Origin of the sequence: Streptomyces natalensis ATCC 27448, from assembly GCF_000935125.1 — a bacterium.
In the GTDB taxonomy this organism is placed as follows: Bacteria; Actinomycetota; Actinomycetes; order Streptomycetales; family Streptomycetaceae; genus Streptomyces; species Streptomyces natalensis.
Map to the genome: position 1 here is coordinate 216,348 of NZ_JRKI01000045.1, position 19,094 is coordinate 235,441.

General features: G+C 70.8%; 1 protein-coding gene. It reads right to left on the minus strand.

Going from position 1 to position 19,094, the window contains the following annotated elements; translation table 11 throughout:
- Positions 1 to 3: 3 nt before the first annotated feature.
- Positions 4 to 19,044 carry a non-ribosomal peptide synthetase gene (locus tag SNA_RS29595; protein WP_338059834.1) on the minus strand — a complete coding sequence of 6,347 codons (19,041 nt, stop codon included), beginning with the start codon at positions 19,042 to 19,044 and terminating at the stop codon, positions 4 to 6.
- Positions 19,045 to 19,094 lie beyond the last annotated feature (50 nt).

The following is a 19,094-nucleotide window of genomic DNA, read 5'->3' on the forward strand; positions in this document are numbered from 1 at the left end:
TCGTCACTCCTCAGTCATCTTGCGCAGGCGCGGCCTGCGGGAGGCAGCCATGTCCGTCCACTTGGCCGCCAGCCCGGCGACCGTTGGGGACTCGAACACCAGCCGGATCGGCACTTCTACGCCCAGTGCGGCACGGATCCGGGCGATCAGCCGGGTAGCGAGCAGCGAGTGCCCGCCCAGAAGGAAGAAGTCGTCGTCGATGCCGACCCGATCGACCCCGAGCACCTCGGCGAACAGCTCCGCCAGGGCCTGTTCCCGTGCGGTGCGCGGCGGGCGGTACTCGTTCACCGCGTCGAACTCCGGGTCCGGCAGCGCTTGCCGGTCCAGCTTCCCGTTGGGCGTCAGCGGCACTGCGTCGATCACCGTCACCACCGCGGGCACCATGAAGTCCGGCAGCCGCTCTCCGGCGAAGCGGCGCACCGCGGCGCCGTCCAGTGGCTCCATGCCTTCGGCGGGTGTACCGGGCCGGACCGGTACGACGTACCCGGCCAGCTGCTTGCCGCCGCCCATCTGAAGGTCACGGGCAACCACCACCGCCTGCGACACCCCCGGATGGGATGCCAGGACGGCCTCGATCTCGCCCGGCTCGATACGGAAGCCGCGCACCTTCACCTGGTCGTCGGCGCGCCCCAGGTACTCAAGCACCCCGGCCGGGGTCCACCGCACCACGTCACCGGTGCGGTAGAGCCGGCTGCCGCCCCGTTCCGCGTCGAAGGGGTCCGGCACGAACCGCGTCGCGGTCAGCGCCGGTTGGCCGAGATACCCCCGAGCCAGTCCCGCGCCCGCGATGTACAACTCGCCCGCCACACCGGGCGGAACCGGTCGTAGCCACTCGTCCAGCACGTACATCCGAACGTTCCCCAGCGGGCCGCCGATCGGCACCGAGCCGGGGCCTGGCGCGCCGCCGGCACCCGTGTCGGGGACGGCACTCGCGTCGGGAACGGTGTACGTCGACGCGTAGAACGTCTCGGTGGGCCCGTATCCGTTGACGATCCGGACGCCGGGCATCGCGGCCCGGGTGCGGTCGAGAACCGCCGGGGTCAGCGGCTCACCGGCGAAGACGACTGTGTCAGCGGTGACCGTGGTGCCGAGATGGTGCAGCAGCTCGTCGAAAGCGGAGGGCGCACTGGACAGTACGCTGCCCGACCACGCCTCGCGTTCGCCAAGCGCCAGGATGTCGCGGACCACCTCGACGCTGCCGCCGGTGCCCAGGGTGGTGAAGATCTCGAAAACCGAGACGTCGAACGAGACCGAGGTACTGGCCAGTACCCGTGGGGCGGCGCCGGTTCCGAGCAGGGACGCCATCGTACTGACGCTGTTGACCACGTTGTCGTGAGTCATGGCGACACCCTTGGGCGTGCCGGTGGATCCGGAGGTGTAGATCACGTAGGCCAGGTTGCCGGGTCGTAGGGCACCGATGCGGTGGGCGTCGGTGGGGTCTGGCGCCGTATCGCCCCCGGCCCCGTCAACGAGCAGCTCCTCCTCAACGAGCAGGCACGGTAGCGCCGTCGTGGGAAGCCCGCCCGCGGTGGCCTGGTCAGTGAGTACGGCCACCGACGCGACGTCGGTGAGCATCAGCCGCACCCGGTCCGCTGGATAGGCCGGGTCGACAGGCACGTATGCGCCGCCGGCCTTCAGCACCGCCAGCATCGCCACCACCAGGTCTGCCGACCGGGGCAGCAGCAGCGCCACCTGCCGCTCCGGGCCGACGCCGTGCTCGATGAGACGGTGCGCCAGCCGGTTCGCCCGCGTGTTCACCTCCTGGTAGGTCAACGTCGCACCGTCGAAGACCACGGCGACGGCGTCGGGTGTAGCGGCGGCCTGCCGCTCGAACAGTGCGGGAACGGTCAGTGCCGGTACCGGCTCCGCCGTGTCGTTGACCTCGTGCAGCAGCCGGTCGCGCTCGGCCTGCCCCAGCATGTCCACCAGCCGGACCGGCAGGCCGGGGTCGGCCGCCAGGTGCCGCAGCACTCGCCCGAGGCGGGCCGCGATGTCCTGCGCGGTGACCCGGTCGAACCAGGTGTCCTGGTACTGCAGGCCCACCCGCAGGTAGGGGGCGGCGTCGGCCGCCACCATCAGCGGGTAGTGGGTGCCGGTCAGCGGGCGGATACCGGTGATGGCGATGCCCGCGGAGGTATGCGCATCGGTGAGGCCGACGCGGTCGACCGGAAAGGACTCGAAGACGACGATGCTGTCGAAGAGGTTGCCCAGTCCGGCCGCTTCCTGGATGTCGATCAGCCCGTAGGAATGGTGGTCAAGGAGAGCGGCCTGCCGGGCCTGGAGGTCGGTCAGCAGCCCGGCCAAGGTGTCCTGGGGCGCACACCGCACGCGTACAGGAACGGTGTTGATGAACAGACCGACCATGGAATCGGCGTCCGCGACGGCGGGGGGACGGCCGGACACAGTGGCGCCGAACACCAAGTCCTGGCGTCCCGTCAGCTGTCCCAGCACGATCGCCCAAGCGCCCTGCACCACGGTGTTAAGCGTGATGCCCAACTCGGCAGCACGTCGTGACAGTTCCCGGGCCACATCCGATGGCAGGGCGACCTCGACCTGCCCATACCCTTTCTGTGCTGCCCCCGGACGGGCGTCGGGGACCAGCGTCGTCGGCTCCTGGAGCCCGGCGAGCTCCTCCGCCCAGGCCCGCGCTGACTCCTCGCGGTCCCGCTGCGCCAGCCATGCCAGGAAGTCCCGGTAGCTGCGGGTGCGCGGCAACACCGAGGTATCCGCGCGCGTGCCGTAGAGCCGCAGCAGGTCCTGCATCAGCAGCGGCAGCGACCATCCATCGAACAGGGCATGGTTCGCGGTGAAGACCAGCTCCGAGCGGTCGGGGCCCATGCCGACCCAGGTCATCCGCAGCAGCGGGGGGACAGCCGGATCGAAGTGGGCAGCCTGGTCCTCAGCCAGCAATCGCTCGAAGGCCCGTTGGCGTTCGTCCTCGGCCAGCTCGCTCAGGTCGAGCTGTCGCCACGGCAGTTCCACGCCGTCCAGCACCAGCTGCACCAGATGGCCAGCCGAATCGTTGACGAACGCGGTCCGCAAGGCGGCAAACCGGTTCAGCAGGGCCTGCCCCGCCGCCCGCATCCGCGCCGGGTCCACCGGTCCGGCTAGGTGGAACACCAGTTGCATGTGGTAAGGGTCGGACGAGGTGTCGGCCAGCATGCTGTGGAAGAGCATGCCGGACTGCATGGCGCTCAGTGGCCAGACGTCGACCACGCCCGGGTGCCGCTCCTCCCACTTGTCGATGTCGTACTGGCTGACAGACACCAGTGGCAGATCGGACGGCGTGAGCCCACCGGCTCCGGGCTGGGCGACATGCCGGGCCAGTCCCTCCAGCGCGGCGCACCACAGGTCCGCCAGCTTGCGCACCTCGCCGCTGGAGAGCACCCCGGTGGGGAAAGTGAACACCGTAGTCAGTCGCGGTCCTTGGTCGGTGTCGATGACGGCCGCGCTCACTTCCAGGGCGGACATCACTGGCATATCCGCGTCGGGCGTGGGCGCGCCGATCCCGGGCACAGCGCTCCAGCCAAGGTCGCGCACCGTCTCGGGCATATCGGATGAGGTGAACTGACCGAGGTAGTTGAACCCGATCTGCGCCTGCGGGCAGCCCGCGAGCTCCGACCCGGTCTGCGGGTTGAGGTAGCGCAGGAGGCCGTAGCCGATCCCCTTGTCCGGGATCGCCAGCAGTTGTTCCTTGACGGACTTGATGAGCCTGGCCGCGGCCTCGCCGCCGCCGAGGACCTCCTCGACGTCGATCCCGCCCACTTCCAAGCGGACCGGGAACATGCTGGTGAACCACCCCAGCGTGCGGGAAAGGTCCGCGCCTGGGACCACCTGCTCTTCCCGGCCGTGCCCTTCGAGCCGCAGCAGGACCGAGGTGTCCTCGGTGTCCCGCCACTGCCTGACAGCGAGCGCCAGCGCCGCGAGCAGGCCGTCGTTGACCCCGCCGTGGAAGGCCGCGGGCACCGTGGTCAGCAGGGCTTCGGTCGTCGGGGCGGACAGTTCGGCCCGTACGGTGTCCACCGTGGACGTCACATCCACTGCAGGGTCCAGCCGCCGGGAACCGATCACCGGGTCCGGCCCGCTGAGCTGACCGCGCCACACAGGCAGTTCAGCCTCCCGGACGGGGCGGGACGCCTCTTCCACCACTGCGTGCGACCACCGCCGCGCCGAGGTCGCCACCTCGGGCAGGGCGGCCGGACGGCCGTCGCGCACCCTTTCCCAGGCGGCGGCGAAGTCTGGGAGCAGGATCCTCCAGGACACCCCGTCAACCACCAGATGGTGCAACACCACCAGTAGCCAGCCGGGGCCCTCGTCGTGCCGGAGCCAGACGAACTGCGCCATGACACCGGCGGCCGGTTCGAGCCGGCCGGCGGCCGCATCCAGCTCCTCGGCCACCCGCCGCTCCCACACATCAGCCGGGTCCCAATCGGCCAGGCCCATCCACAGGCCGACGTCCACCGAGCCCGGCGCGGTAACGACCAGGCCCTCCTCGGGCTCAGTCACCAGGTGAGACCGGAGTACGTCGTGGCGGTCAACGACCGCGGACACCGTCGCCAGCAGCCCGTCCCAGTTGATGTCCTTTGGCAGGTCGAGGGCCATTGCCATCGAGAATCGGTCATGGCCGCCGCCAAGTTCGAGCAGGTGCCGGGCGGCGGGCAGGTGCGGCATCCAGCCGGTGCCGCCGCCGTCCAGCTCCGGCAGGCCCTGACCTGCGCTCGGTGTCCCGTTCGCTAACGCGGACTCAGCCAGCTCGGCCACCGTCCGGCACTCGAACACCTGCCGGGGTGTGACCTCAACGCCCAGCGCTCTGGATCGGGTTACTACCTGGATCGAGCGAATGCTGTCGCCGCCGATGGCGAAGAAGTCGTCGTCGATCCCGACCTCGGCCAGGCCGAGCACCTCGGCGTACACCTCGGCCAGGATCTGCTCCTGCGCCGATCCGGGCGCGCGGTAGGTGGTGCCGGTGAACTCCGGCTCGGGCAGGGCGGCCCGATCCAGTTTCCCGTTCGCAGTCAGGGGCAGCCGGTCCAGCACGACGAACGCCGCGGGCACCATGTAGTCGGGCAGCCGCGCTGCTACGAAGCCGCGCAGCTCCCCCGCCGACACACCGGCTGTCAGGTCGACGCTGTCGGCGGGTGCGGCCCCGGCCGGGACCACGTATCCCAACAGTCGCTTGCCGCCGCTCCCGCTCTCCGTGGCGATCACCACAGCCTGGGCCACGCCGGGGTACGCGGTCAGGGCCGCTTCGACCTCGCCGGGCTCGATCCGGAACCCGCGCACCTTGACCTGGGCGTCCGCCCGACCGGCGTACTCCAGTTGTCCGTCCTGGTTCCACCGCGCGAGGTCGCCCGTGCGGAACATCCGCGCCCCCTCCGGGCCGAAGGGGTCCGGCACGAACCGCTCGGCGGTCAGACCGGGGCGGCCGTGGTAGCCACGGCCCACCGGCCCGGCGACGTACAGCTCGCCAGCCACGCCCGTGGGCACGGGGGCCAGCCCGGCACCGAGCACGTACATGCGCATGTTGGCCAGTGGCCGCCCGACGGGCACGGTGTCCGTGTCCAACTGCTCTACATGCGAGGGCACTTCGAAAGTGCTGGCGTAGAAGGACTCGCTCTGCCCGTAGGCGTTGATCAAGCGTACGCCGGGTAGCTCGGCGCGTACTCGCCGCACCAGTCCCGATCGCAGCGCCTCACCGGCGAACACCACCGTGTCCACGGTGGTCCGGTCGGCGATCCGCTCGACCAGATCGGCGAAGACCGACGGGACCGTACTGATCACGCCGCCGCTCCAGCCACCCCGCTCGTCGAGCACCAGCACATCCCGTACCAGCTCGACGGTGCCGCCCGCGCACAGCGTGGTAAACAGCTCGAACAGCGAAACGTCGAAGTTGACCGAGGTGCCCGCCATCATGCGGGTCCCGCGCGTCACACCGGCCGCCGAGATCAGTGCCAGCACGCCGTTGGTGACGCCCTCGTGGGTGATGCCCACGCCCTTGGGCGTCCCGGTCGACCCGGAGGTGTACATCAAGTACGCCAGGTTTTGCTGGCTTACAGCCGCCCGGGGGCGGTTGGGCTCGCCGCGCAGGTCATCCAGGTAGAGGCGGGGGGTGTCGTCGTGCGGCAGGACCTCCTCGGTGGCGGGGTCGGTCAGGACCAGCCGCGGACGGGCATCGGCCAGCACATGGCCCAGCCGGCCGCTGGGGTACGCCGGGTCGATCGGCAGGTAGGCGCCGCCGGTCATGAGGACGGCAAGCAGGGCGGCCACCAGGTCCGGGGTGCGTGGCAGCGCGACGGCCACCAGTGTCTCGGGCCCGACCCCCTCCCGCGCGAGGGCCTGGGCCAGGCGCCCGGCTCGCGCGGCCAGTTCCCGGTAGGTCAGCTCCGTGTCGCCGCACACCACTGCGACAGCGTCCGGCGTCTCGGCGGCCTGCCGGTCGAACAAGTCCACCACGGTCAGCGCGGGCAGCGGCGCCGCGGTGTCATTGAAGTCCCGTACCAGCCGGTCTCGTTCGCCCTCATCCAGGATGTCGACGGAGCCGATCCGAACGGCGGGGTCGTCGACGACCTGGCGCAGTACCTGAACGAACTGGGCGGCGAGCCGCTCGACGGTGTCCTGGTCGAACAGGTCCGTGGCGTACTCGAAGACGCCGAGGGCGCCGCCGTCGGCTGGGTCGGGGGTGAGGTTGACGAGCAGGTCGAATTTGGCGGTGGCCGCCGGGACCGGTTCCTCTTCGATCCGCAGCCCGCGCAGGTCCAGGTCGAGCGGGACGGTGTTCTGCCAGGCGAACATGATCTGGAACAGCGGGTGGTAGGCGGTGGACCGCTCGGGGTTGATCAGCTCCACCAGGCGCTCGAACGGCGCGTCCTGGTTGTCGTATGCCGTCATCGCCTTGTCGCGCACTTGGTCCAACAGCTCTGCGAAGGACGGGTTCCCGGACAGCCCCACCCGCAGTACCCAGGTGTTGACGAAGAAGCCCACCAGCTCGGCCAATGCCTCGTCGGTACGGCCCGCGATGGGCGAGCCGATGGTGACATCGTCGCCACCGCCCAGCTGGTGCACCAGTACGGCCAGCGCGGACTGCAGCACCATTGAGGCCGTCGCCTCACCGCCACGCGCCAGCGCCTCTACACCGGCCATCACGCCGGGGTCGATGGTGAAGTCGACCCGGCCGCCGCGGTGGCTGGCCACCGGCGGCCGGGGCCGGTCGGTGGGCAGGGCCAACGGCACCGGCACGTCAGCGAGTTCCCGCCGCCAGTAGTCGGATTGCTGGGCCAGGATGCTTCCGGGGTCGCTCTCCTCACCCAGCAGCCGCGACTGCCAGAGCGTGTAGTCGGCGTACTGCACCGGCAGGTCCGGCCACTCAGGTGGACGGCCCTCGCGCCGCGCAGCATAGGCGACCGACAGGTCGCGGGTGAGCGCGGCGGCCGAGCCGCCGTCGGCGGCGATGTGGTGAATCACCAGCACGAGGACGTGCTCGTCCCGGGCGAGGCGGAGCAGCCGTGCGCGCACGGGGATCTCTACGTACACGTCAAAGGCTTGGGCGATCAATTCGGCGACCGTGCCGGGCACCTCGTCCTCGGTGACCGGGAGAACCGGCAGGTCCAGCGCCACCTCGTCGGCGAGCAGCACCCGCTGGTAGGCGACGCCGCGCTCGTCCTCGGCGATCAGCGTCCGCAGGCTCTCGTGCCGGCCCAGCAGGTCGAGCAGCGCGGCGCCCAGTGCCGCCACGTTCAGCTCCCCGTGGAGCCGCACCACCAGCGGGAGGTTGTAGGTGGCAGACGGGCCCTCGAACCGGTCGATAAACCACAGCCGCCGCTGCGCGAACGACAGGGGTATCCGCTCGGGGCGCTCTGCCCGCGTCAGGGCAGGCCGTCGTGCTTGATCTCCGGCCACCAGCCGGACCGCCAGCCGTGCGACCGTCGTTGCCTCCAAGACGGCCCGGATCGGGACCTCGGTGTCCAGCTCTGCCCGGATGCGACCGACCAGCCGGGTGGCGAGCAGCGAGTGCCCGCCCAGTGCGAAGAAGTCGTCGTCGACGCCGACCTGTTCGACGCCGAGCACCTCGGCGAACAGCTCCGCCAGGGCCTCTTCCCTGCGGGTTCGCGGGGCCCGGTACGCAGTGCCGGCGAACTCCGGCTCCGGAAGGGCCCGGCGGTCCAGCTTCCCGCTGGGCGTCAGAGGGAACCGGTCCAGGACGACGACACCTGACGGCACCATGAACGCGGGTAGCCGCGCCGCGATGAACGCCCGCAGCTCGTCGGCGGACGCCGGGGCGCCGAGCACCACGTACGCCACCAGCCGCACGGTCCCACTGGTCGTGCGGGGGACGACGACGGCCTGTCCGACGGCCGGGTGCGCGGCGAGCGCGGCCTCGACCTCGGCGGGCTCGATCCGGTAGCCACGGACCTTGACCTGCGCATCGGCGCGTCCGGCGTACTCCAGCTCGCCGTCAGCGTTCCAGTGGCCGAGGTCACCGGTGCGGTACATCCGCGAGCCCGGGGGGCCGTACGGGTCCGGTACGAACCGCTGCGCGGTCAGTCCGGCGCGGCCGTGGTAGCCCCGGCCCATGCTCGCCCCGGCGACATACAGCTCGCCCGTCACGCCCTCGGGTACCGGAGCCAGCGTGTGGCCGAGCACGTAGACGCGCACATTGCCCAGCGGCGTGCCGATCGGCACGGAGCCGGTCGACGGTCCGTCCTGATCGGCGGGCATGGTGAACGCGGTTGCGTAGAAGGTCTCGCTCTGCCCGTAGGCGTTGATCACCCGTGTTCCAGGGAGCGTCTTCTGGGCCTGCACCGCGAGCCTGGCGGGCAGCGCCTCGCCCGCGAAGACGACGGCGTCGGCGCTGACCCGTCCGGGCAGCCGGTCCGCCAGCTCGGCGAAGGCCGAGGGGACAGTGCTGATCACGCCGCCCGCCCAGCTCTCCCGCTCGCCGAGCACCAGGACGTCGCGAACCACTTCGACGGTGCCGCCGGTGGCCAGCGTCGTGAACATCTCGAAGACCGACACATCGAAGCCGATCGACGTACCGGCGAGCATGCGCCACCCCGCGGGCACGCCCAGGCGGTCCACCAGCTGCGCCACGCCGTTGACCACATTGCCGTGGGTGATCACGACGCCCTTGGGCGTCCCGGTCGAGCCGGAGGTGTACATCAGGTAGGCCGGGTTGTCCGGCCGTGCGCGGTGTGCCGGATCGGTGGCCGTGGTCGCGGCGAGTTCGTCGAGCCGTGCCCGGGGTATGTCGGGACATGGCAGGACCGCCGCTGTGGCGTCGTCGGTGAGGATCAGCCGCGGGCGAGCATCGGTGAGGACAAAGTCCAGTCGGGTGCCCGGGAAATCGGGGTCGACGGGCAGATAGCTGCCACCCGCCTTGAGCACCGACAGGATCGCCACGACCAGGTCCGCTGAGCGGGGCAGGGCTACGGCCACGACGGCTTCGGGCCCCACACCGTGCGCGATCAGACCGTGTGCCAGCCGGTTGGCCCGAGCGTTGAGTTGCTGGTATGTCAGCGTCGTGGTCTCGTCCACAACCGCGACGGCCGTGGGAGTCTGGGCGGCCTGCCGTGCGAACAGATCGGGGAGCGTCACGGCGGAAACGGACGCGGCGGTGTCGTTGTACGCGTACAGCAGGCGCTCTCGCTCCCCCGGCGCCAGCACGTCCGCCTCGGCGACCGGCCTGTCTGGTGCGCCGGTGAAGAACCGCAGCACGCGGGCGAACCGGGCCGCGATGGCCTCGGCTGCCTCCCGCTGGAAGAGACCTTGTCGGTACTGCAGCGACAGGCGCAGGTGCGGGTCGGCGGAAGCCATCACGGTCATCGGGTAGTGGGTGACGGTGAACGGGCGGATGCCGGTGACCTCGATCCCGGCCGCGGCGTTGGCGTCGCTGATCCCGGCACGGTCCACGGGGTAGGACTCGAAGGCGACGAGCGTGTCGAAGAGGGCGTCGAGTCCGGTCAGCCGGTGGATGTCGGTGAGCCCGTAGTGGTGGTGCTCCAGGAGGGCGGCTTGCCGGTCCTGCAGCCCGGTCAGCAGCCCGGCCGCGGTGTCGGACGGTGTGCACCGCACCCGTACGGGCACGGTGTTGACGAACATCCCCACCATCGAGTCGGCTCCCGCGACGGCGGGGGGACGGCCGGAGACAGTGGCGCCGAACACCACGTCCTGACGGCCAGTCAGCGCAGCGAGCAGGAGTCCCCAGGCGCCCTGCAGGACCGTGTTGACCGTGACGCCCAGTTCGGCGGCGCGGCGGGACAGCTCCTGGGAGTCCGCTGCGGACAGGGGGACGTCGATGTGTCCGATCTCCGCTGTGGCCGGTGCGGCCGCCAATGATCCAGACGCCGTCGCCTCGGACGCCGCCGGGTCCGACGCTGGCTGTTCCGATACCTCCGGTTCGGACTTCGTCAGTTCCGGCGCCGAGGTTTCGGACGCTGTACGCGCGACGACCAGCGTCGGCTCCTCGATCCCATCCAGCTCTTCGGCCCAGACGTCCGCGGCCTCGTCACGGTCCTGGCGGGTAAGCCACTCCAGGAACAGCCCGTAGTCGCGGTGCCGTGGCAGTGCCGAGGGGTCACCCCCGGTGGCGTAAAGGTGCAGCAGCTCCTTCATCAGGATCGGTAGGGACCAGCCATCGAACAGCACATGGTGTGAGGTGAGTACGAGTTCGGCGCGTTCGGGTCCGGTTCGAGCCAGGGTCAGCCGCAGCAGAGGCGGCGTGTCCAGCGCGAAGTGGCTCGCGAGACCCTCGGCCAGGAACCGCCCGAGCGCCTCGTCGCGCTCGGGGGCCGGCAGGTCGCGCAAGTCGAGGTCCTGCCAGGGCAGGGTGACCCCGTCGACCACGATCTGCACTGGCTCACCGCTTGCGGCGCTGACGAACCCGGCCCGCAGGCTGGCGTGCCGGTCCAGCAGCGCCTGACCGGCCACCCGCATCCGCTCGGGGTCAACCTGTCCGGCCAGGTGGAAGACCAGCTGGACCTGGTAGGCGTCGAACGACGAGCCGGCCAGCGAGGCGTGGAAGAGCAGCCCTGACTGCAGCGGGGTCAGCGGCCAGATGTCGGCGAGCCCCGCGTGGCGGGCCCGCCACCGGTCGATCTCGCGCTGGCCCACCGCGACCAGCGACACGTCCGACGGCGTGAGTCCACCGGCTTCGGGCGAGGCCGCGTGGCGCGCGAGCCCTTCCAACGCGGCCTGCCATGCGTGCGCCAACTCCCGTACCTGTTCGCGGGAGAGGACACCGCTGGCGAAGCTGAAGGTGGCGCTCAGGCGCCGGGCGCCACCGTCGCCGGTGACAGCGGCGGTCACATCCAGCGCGGACATCATCGGCAGGTCCGCGGCCAGCGGCGCCAACAGGCCGCCCGCTTCGGGGGCGGGTGCCCATCCCAGGCCACGCACCTCCTCGGGCAGGTCTGCGGACGGAGAACCACCGAGGTAGTTGAACGTGATCTGCCCCGCTGGGTACGGGGCCAGTTCCGCCCGCGTCCGGGGGTTCAGGTAGCGCAGCAAGCCGTATCCGATGCCCTTGTCGGGGATCGCCAGCAGCTGTTCCTTGACGGACTTCATCAGGTCACCGGCCGCCGGGCCGCCAGAGCAGACCTCGTCGGGGTCGTGGGCGCCGACGTCGAGCCGGACCGGGGACATGCTGGTGAACCAGCCGACCGCGCGGGACAAGTCGGCGCCCGGAACAACCTGTTCCTCGCGGCCGTGGCCTTCGAGGCGGATCAGGACCGAGGGGTCGCCGTCCGCCCGCCACTGCCGGACCGCGACCGCCAGCGCGGCGAGCAGCCCGTCGTTGGCACCGCAGCGGAAGGCCGCGGGCAAGGTGGTGAGCAGGAGCCGGGTCACCTCGGCGGACAGCTCAACCTGCACGCTGTCCCCAGTGGACATGAGGTCGATCGAGGGGTCCAGGGGCCGCGTTCCCAGCAGCGGGTCCGGGCCGGACAGTACGCGCTTCCACAGCACGCTTTCCGCCTCCCGGCCGGGCCGGGCGGCCTCCTCGATCAGGGCGTGCGACCAGCGCCGTACGGACGTGGTCTGCGGCGGCAGCTCGACGGCACGTCCCTCGCTCACCCGTCTCCACGCCGTGGCCAGGTCGGAGAGCAGGATCTGCCATGACACACCGTCGACGACCAAGTGGTGTAGGACGACCAGCAGCCGGCCCTGCCCCCGGGGGGAGCGGAACCAGACGAACCGCGCCATATGCCCAACCGTCGGCTCCAGCTGGTCCGCCGCGGCGCGCAGCTCTCGGGCCAGCACGCGATCCCAGTCGGCGCCGGACCAGCCACCATCCCAGTCGGTCTGGCGGATCAGGCCGTCCACGGTCACGGGGTCGCCGACGACGAGCCCGGCCTCGGGCTCAGCCACCAGCCGGGACCGCAGCACCGGGTGGTGGCTCAGCACCGCGGTCAAGGTCGTCGACAGGCCCACCATGTCGATGCCATCCGGCAGTTCCAGCACCATGCTCTGGGAGAACGCGTCGCAATTTCCGCCCAGTTCGAGGACGTACCGCGCGATGGGGGTCAGCGGCATCCACCCCAGGGCACCGCCGTCGAGCTCTTCCAGGGCCGCGCCGCGGACGCCGGCGGCCACTCCGGCCACCTCGGCGAGCCGTGCAACGGTCCGGCACTCGAACACCTGCCGGGGTGTGATCTCGATCCCGGCGGCCCGCGCGCGGACCGCTACCTGGATGGACCGGATGCTCTCGCCACCCACCGCAAAGAAGTCGTCGTCGGCACCGACCCGGTCCAGGCCGAGCACCTCGGCGTAGATCCGAGCGAGGGCCACCTCCGTCGCCGATGACGGTACCCGGTAGGCCCGGCCGGTGCGTTCCGGCTCGGGCAGGGCGGCCCGGTCCAGCTTCCCGGCCGCCGTCACGGGCAGGCTGTCGAGCACCACGATCGCGGCGGGCACCATGGAATCAGGCAGCCGACGCGCCACGAACGCCCGCAACTCCCCCACCGTGACGCCGGCGTTGAGGTCGACATCGACGTCACCGATACTCACCGCACCGCTGGTGTCAGCGGGCCCGACCGGCGCGACATAGGCCACCAGTCGTTTCTCGCCGAGGTGGTCCCTGGCCACCACCGCGGCCCGGGCAACACCCGGGTAGGCGAGCAGGGCGGCCTCGATCTCAGCGGGGTCGATCCGCACACCGCCGATCCGCACCTGAGCGTCGGCCCGCCCAGTGAACTCGATTCCTCCCGCCCGGTCATAGCGCGCCAGGTCGCCGGTACGGTACATGCGCGAGCCCGGTGGACCGTACGGATCGGGCACGAACCACCGCGCGGTCAGCCCCGGGCTACCGTGGTAGCCACGGGCGACGCCCGCTCCGGCCACGTACACCTCACCCACGGCGCCCGGGGGCAGCGGGGTGAGGCCCGGGCCGAGCACATAGGCTCGGACGCCGTCGATCGGCCGTCCCGCCGGAACGGCGTCCTGGTCCGCGAGGGCCTCGGTGAGGTCGAGGTGGCTGACCTGCACCGTCGTCTCAGCGCTGCCGTAGGTGTGCACCAGTGTGGGTGCGCCGGGCAGTTGGCTTGGGTGCCACCCCTGGAGCCCAGCCGGGTCGGTCTCCTCGCCGCTGAGGAACACCCAGCGCAGCGCCGAGCTCAGGCCGTGCTCGAAGGTGGCTAGGGCGGACCGGGTCAGCTCGTGGAAGTCGGAGTGCACCAGGCTCAGCACCGTGACTCCGTCGCAGACGACGAGATCCCACAGCGCCTCGGGGGAGCTCGCCACGTCGCTGGGCACGGCTACGGCCCGGCCCCCGTGCAGCAGGGCGCCCCACATCTCCCATACCGAAACGTCGGAGGCGGGCGAGTGGCTCCAGGTCCAAACGTCGTCTGGGCCGAAACCGCACCGGGCCCGCGCCCCCGTGAACAGGGACAGGACGTTGCGGTGGGTGAGAGCGACGCCCTTGGGCTGCCCCGTCGGGCCGGAGACGTACAGAAGACAGGCCAGTCCGTCTGGCCGCGCCGGGCACGGGGCGGCGTCGGGGTGACCGTCCTCGGGATGGACTTCCTCCGTGATCAGGAGGTGGGGCAGGTCGCCGCCGGGCAGCACGGCCGAGGTCGCCTCGTTGGTGACTATCACCCGCGGGCGCGCGTCGGACAGCACGAACTGCGTGCGGGCGCCGGTGTCTTCGGGGTCGACCGGCAGGTACGCGCCGCCGGATTTGAGCACCGCCAGCAGCGCCACGGCCAGCTCGGGTGAGCGTGCCAGGGCGACTGCCACGACCGTCTCCGGGCCCACGCCATGCCGGATGAGCTCGTGGGCCAGGCGGTTGGCGCGGGTGTCGAGCTCCTGGTACGTCAGGGCCGTCCGGTCGGCGAGCACGGCGACGGCGTCCGGTGTCGCGGCCACGCGCCGTGCCAGTTCCTCGGGGAGCGTCGTCTCAGGAGCCGCTGCATCGGATGCGTGAGCCGCCGTGACGGAGGCGGGTGCCACCGCTCCGGTGTACCCCTCGGTGAGCCAGGCCCATTCGCTCGTGTCCAGCACGTCGACGGTCCCGACCGGCCGGGCAGGTTCACCAACGACCTGCCGCAGGACTCGGATGAACCGTCCGGCGATCCGCTCGACGGTCGCCCGGTCGAACAGGTCGGTGGCGTACTCGATTCCGCACCGCAGGCCCTGCCCATCGGGGTCAGGCCCCAGGTTGAACAGCAGGTCAAACTTCGCGGTGCCGGTGGAGGCCACGCTCCACTCCGCCCGTACGTCGGCGAGGTCGAAGCCTGGCAGGGTGTCCTGCCAGGCGAACATCACCTGGAACAGCGGGTGGTAGGCCAGTGACCGGTCCGGGTTGATCAGCTCGACCAGCCGGTCGAACGGCACGTCCTGGTGGTCGTAGGCCGCCAATGCCTTGTCACGGACCTGCTCAAGGATCCGCTCGAACGGCATGTCCCCCGCCAGATGCACCCGCAGCACCCAGGTGTTGACGAAGAACCCGATCAGATCCGCCGACGCCTCGTCGGTACGGCCCGCGATCGGCGAACCGATGGCGATGTCGTCACCGCTGCCCATCTGGTGCAGCAGCACGGCCAGGGCGGCCTGCAGCACGATAGAGGCGGTCACGCCGTGCTCGCGGGCGAGCTCGTCCACCTGGGCGAGCAGCTCCGGCCCGACGGTGAAGTCGAGCAGGTCGCCGCGGTGGGTAGCCACCGGCGGCCGAGGACGGTCTACGGGGAGCGACAGCGGCTGCGGAATGTCCGCCAACTCTTCTTTCCAATAGGAAAGTTGGTGGTCCAGCAGGCTCTCCTGGCCGGCTTTCTCCGCCAGCAGCTGGCGTTGCCACAGCGCGTAGTCAATGTACTGCACCGGCAGGTCCGACCAGGTGGGAGCGTGTCCCGCGTGCCGGGATGCGTACGCGGCCGACAGGTCCCGCCCCAGCGGCACCACGGACTCGCCGTCGCCCGCGATGTGGTGGAGCACCAGCACAAGGACGTGTTCCCGGTCGGAGAGGCGCAGCAGGTCCGCCCGCACGGGGAGGTCGCGGGTCAGATCGAAGAGACGGGCCGCCGACGCAGTCACGGCTTCGGTGAACGCGGCGGGCGACACAGGCACGACCGGCAGATCGACCGCAGCCTCGTGCGCGGGAACCACCCGCTGGTAGGAGACTCCCTGCTCGTCCTCGGCGATCAGGGTCCGCAGCGCCTCGTGCCGGGCGACCACATCCCCCAGCGCCGCGGTGAGCGCCGCCACGTCCAGCTCTCCGGTCAGGCGGAACACGGCCGGGATGTGATAGGTGGCCGACGGGCTCTCGAACCGGTGCAGGAACCACAGCCGCTGCTGCGCGTACGACAGTGGCACCCGGTCCGGGCGTGGCATCGGCTCCAGCGGCGGGCGCACCGGCGCGCCGGTGTCGAGCCGCTCCGCAAGGTCGGCGACGGTCGGCGCCTCAAAGACCTGGCCTATGGAGATCTCGGCCCCCAGCTCGGCGCGGACCTGGTTGACCAGCCGGGCGGCGAGCAACGAATGCCCACCCAGGAGGAAGAAGTTGTCGTCGATGCCTACCCGGTCCAGCCCGGTCAGCTCGGCGAACATACGCGCCAGGGCCTCTTCGCGTGGCGTCCGAGGCGCCCGGTACCTCTCGGCGCCGACCTCGGGGGCCGGCAGTGCCGCACGGTCAAGCTTGCCGTTGGGACTGACCGGCAGCTGGTCCAGCAGGACGAAGACCGCGGGCACCATGAATTCAGGCAGCCGTTGTGCCACGAACTCGCGCAATTCATCGGCGGTCACGGAGTCGGCCGGGGCCGCATAACCGACCAGTTGCTTTCCCCCTCCAGCGCCGGGGTCCTCGCGGGCGATGACCCCGGCGCCGGTGACGCCTGGGTGGGTCTCCAGCACCGCCTCGATTTCCCCGGGTTCGATGCGGAATCCTCGGATCTTCACCTGTTCGTCCGCGCGACCGAGGAAGACCAGCTCGCCGGACGGCGCCAGGGACACGATGTCGCCGGTGCGGTACATCCGCTCGCCCGCCTCCCCGTACGGGCAGGCCACGAACCGCTCCGCGGTCAGCCCGTGCCGGCCGACGTACCCGCGGGCCAGTCCGGAACCGGCCAGGTACAGCTCACCGGCGTTGCCCGGCGGCACCAAGCGCAGCGCCCCGTCCAGCACATAGACCCGTGTGTTGTCCGTCGGGAGGCCGATGGGGATCTCGTCGCCGATCGGGTCACCACCCGTGACCGAATGGCAGGTCGCGGCGACGGTCGTCTCCGTCGGCCCGTACACGTTCACGAAGGTCGTCGTGGGGCAGGCCCGCACTGCACGCCGGATGGTCGCGGGCAAGGCGCGCTCCCCACCCGTGACCACATGGGTCAGCCCGGACAGACACGCGGGATCGTGCTCGACGATGAGGTTGAGCAGCGCCGCGGGCAGGCAGACCGCGGTAATCCGGCCGCTGGCGAGGATCTCGGTGAGTGTGGCGGTGTCGAGGTCGCCGGGAGGTGCCACGACCACGGTGCCACCGTGCGTCAACGGCACCCACAGCTCGTACGTCGACGCGTCGAAGGCGTGCGGCGAGCGCAGCAGCACCCGCTCGTGGCCCGAGCTCCACCCCCGGTCCAGCACGAAGTCCACCATGTTCCGTTGCGTCACCCCGATGCCCTTTGGCGCACCCGTCGAGCCCGAGGTGAACATGACGTACGCCAGCCGGTCCACGGGGCCCACGCTGCCGACCACCACGTCCGGCAGCGCGCCCAGGCGGTCCAGGAGCACCGAGGGGCAGGTGTCTTCGGGGACGACACCTGCGTGCTCGGTACGAGTCAGCGCCAAGACCGGGCGGACGTCCGACATCATGAGCTCAACCCGCTCGACGGGGTGCGCGGGGTCGATCGGCACGTACGCGCCGCCCGCCTTGAGCACCGCCAGCAGTGCCGTCACCAGCTCCAGCGACCGGGGCAGCACCACCGCCACCAGGCTGTCCGGGCCGACGCCCCGACGCCTCAGCTCGGCGGCGAGGCGCCCGGAGCGTTCCTCCAGTTCCCGGTACGTCAGAGAGGTGCCGTCAGCGGTTACGGCGACCGCGTCAGGTCTGGCCTCGGCCTGCCGCCGCACCAGGTCGGGGATCGTCAGCTCGGGGTTGGGTGCCGCGGTGTCGTTGAGCTGGGTCAGCAGGTCCCGGTGGTCAGGCCGCAGTATGTCCAGGCGGCCTACGGGGATGTCGGGTCGGTCCACCGCGGCACGGATGAACTCCACCAACTCACGGCATATTGCAAGCAGTTCGGCTTCAGTGTGGAGGGCAGGCGGGGCGTCCATGCGGATGTGCAGGTCGCCGCCTTCGCGCCCGTCGTAGTACGTCGAGATGCCCAGGTCCTCGACGATGCCCCACGACCCGAGGAGGAGGTGCGCCTGGCTGCCCGCGAAGTCCAACGCCTCCACGAACGGCATCACGTTGACCAGGGGGCCGAACGGGCTGCGCCCCGAGCCGGTCGCCCCCGTGCCGCGCTGGATCTCGGTGATGTGGTGTTCGGCGTGGCCGAGGAGCACACGGACGTCCTCGCCCACCGCCGTGGCAATGTCGGCGAAGCTGGAGGACAGCGGGACGCGGGCCCGGATCGGAACGATATTCAAGGTGAGGCCGGGGGTGTGCCCCAGCGCCCCGCGCCGGTTCTTGACACTGAGTGAGAACAACGGATCCGACAGTCCACAGCGGCGGCCGAGGTATACGGCCGCGGCCGAGACCAGCAACGTGGACATCCGTACGCCGATCTGCGCGGCTGTACGCTCCCACTGTGCCGCTTCGGCCCCGGGCACGGTGACCACGCGGCTCACCATCCCGATGGCACCGGCCAGTCCAGCCCAGCTGTCCGCCGGCTCGACGCGCTCGCCGGAGCCGGGGCTGAGCGCGCCGGGCGCTCCGGCGCCAGGACGCGGCAGCTGGGCGGGAGTTGGCGAGTCCGCCAGATAGTCCTTCCAGAACCGTGCGTCCTCGGCGAACCGCGGAGACTTGCGGTAGTTCCGGTCTGCTTCGTAGAGCGCCCGCGGGCCCTCGAACTGCGACGGCGGCACCGGCTGCCCGTCGTGGAGCGCCGTGTAGACCTCGGCCACCCTGCGCGACAGCAGGGAGACCACGCTGAAGCCATCGGCGACCGTGTGGTGGAAGATCACGACCAGGAGGCAGCGGGCGGGCGCGAGCCGGATGCTGCCCACCCTGAAGAGCATGTCGTGGGCTAAGTCGAAGGGTTCGCGCACCAGGCCGGTCAGCAGCGCGCGGGCCGCCCTTTCCGGGTCCTCCTCCGCGCTGACGTCGACAGCGAACGGCTCCAGTCGCCCAGGGGCTGAAATCACCTGCCGCAGGCCGTCCGCTTCCTCCCGGAAGTTGACCAGGGTCGCTTCGGTCTCGCTGAACACCCTGCGCAGCGCAACGTCAAGGACACCGAGGTCGATCTCCCCCGCGATATCCCAGAGCATGGTCGGATTGTTGGAAACCTCAGGTGTCATTTTCTGGGCCAGCCACAGCCCTTGCTGCGCTGATGACACGCCAAACGAAAGCAAAATGGCCGTCCCCTCGGTCCGTCGCAAAGCCCACTCGGAGTAGACGCAGGCATTCCTCACTCTCAGGGGCGCGTGACCGGCTGGTCAAGGCCAAATAGATTCCACCGCAT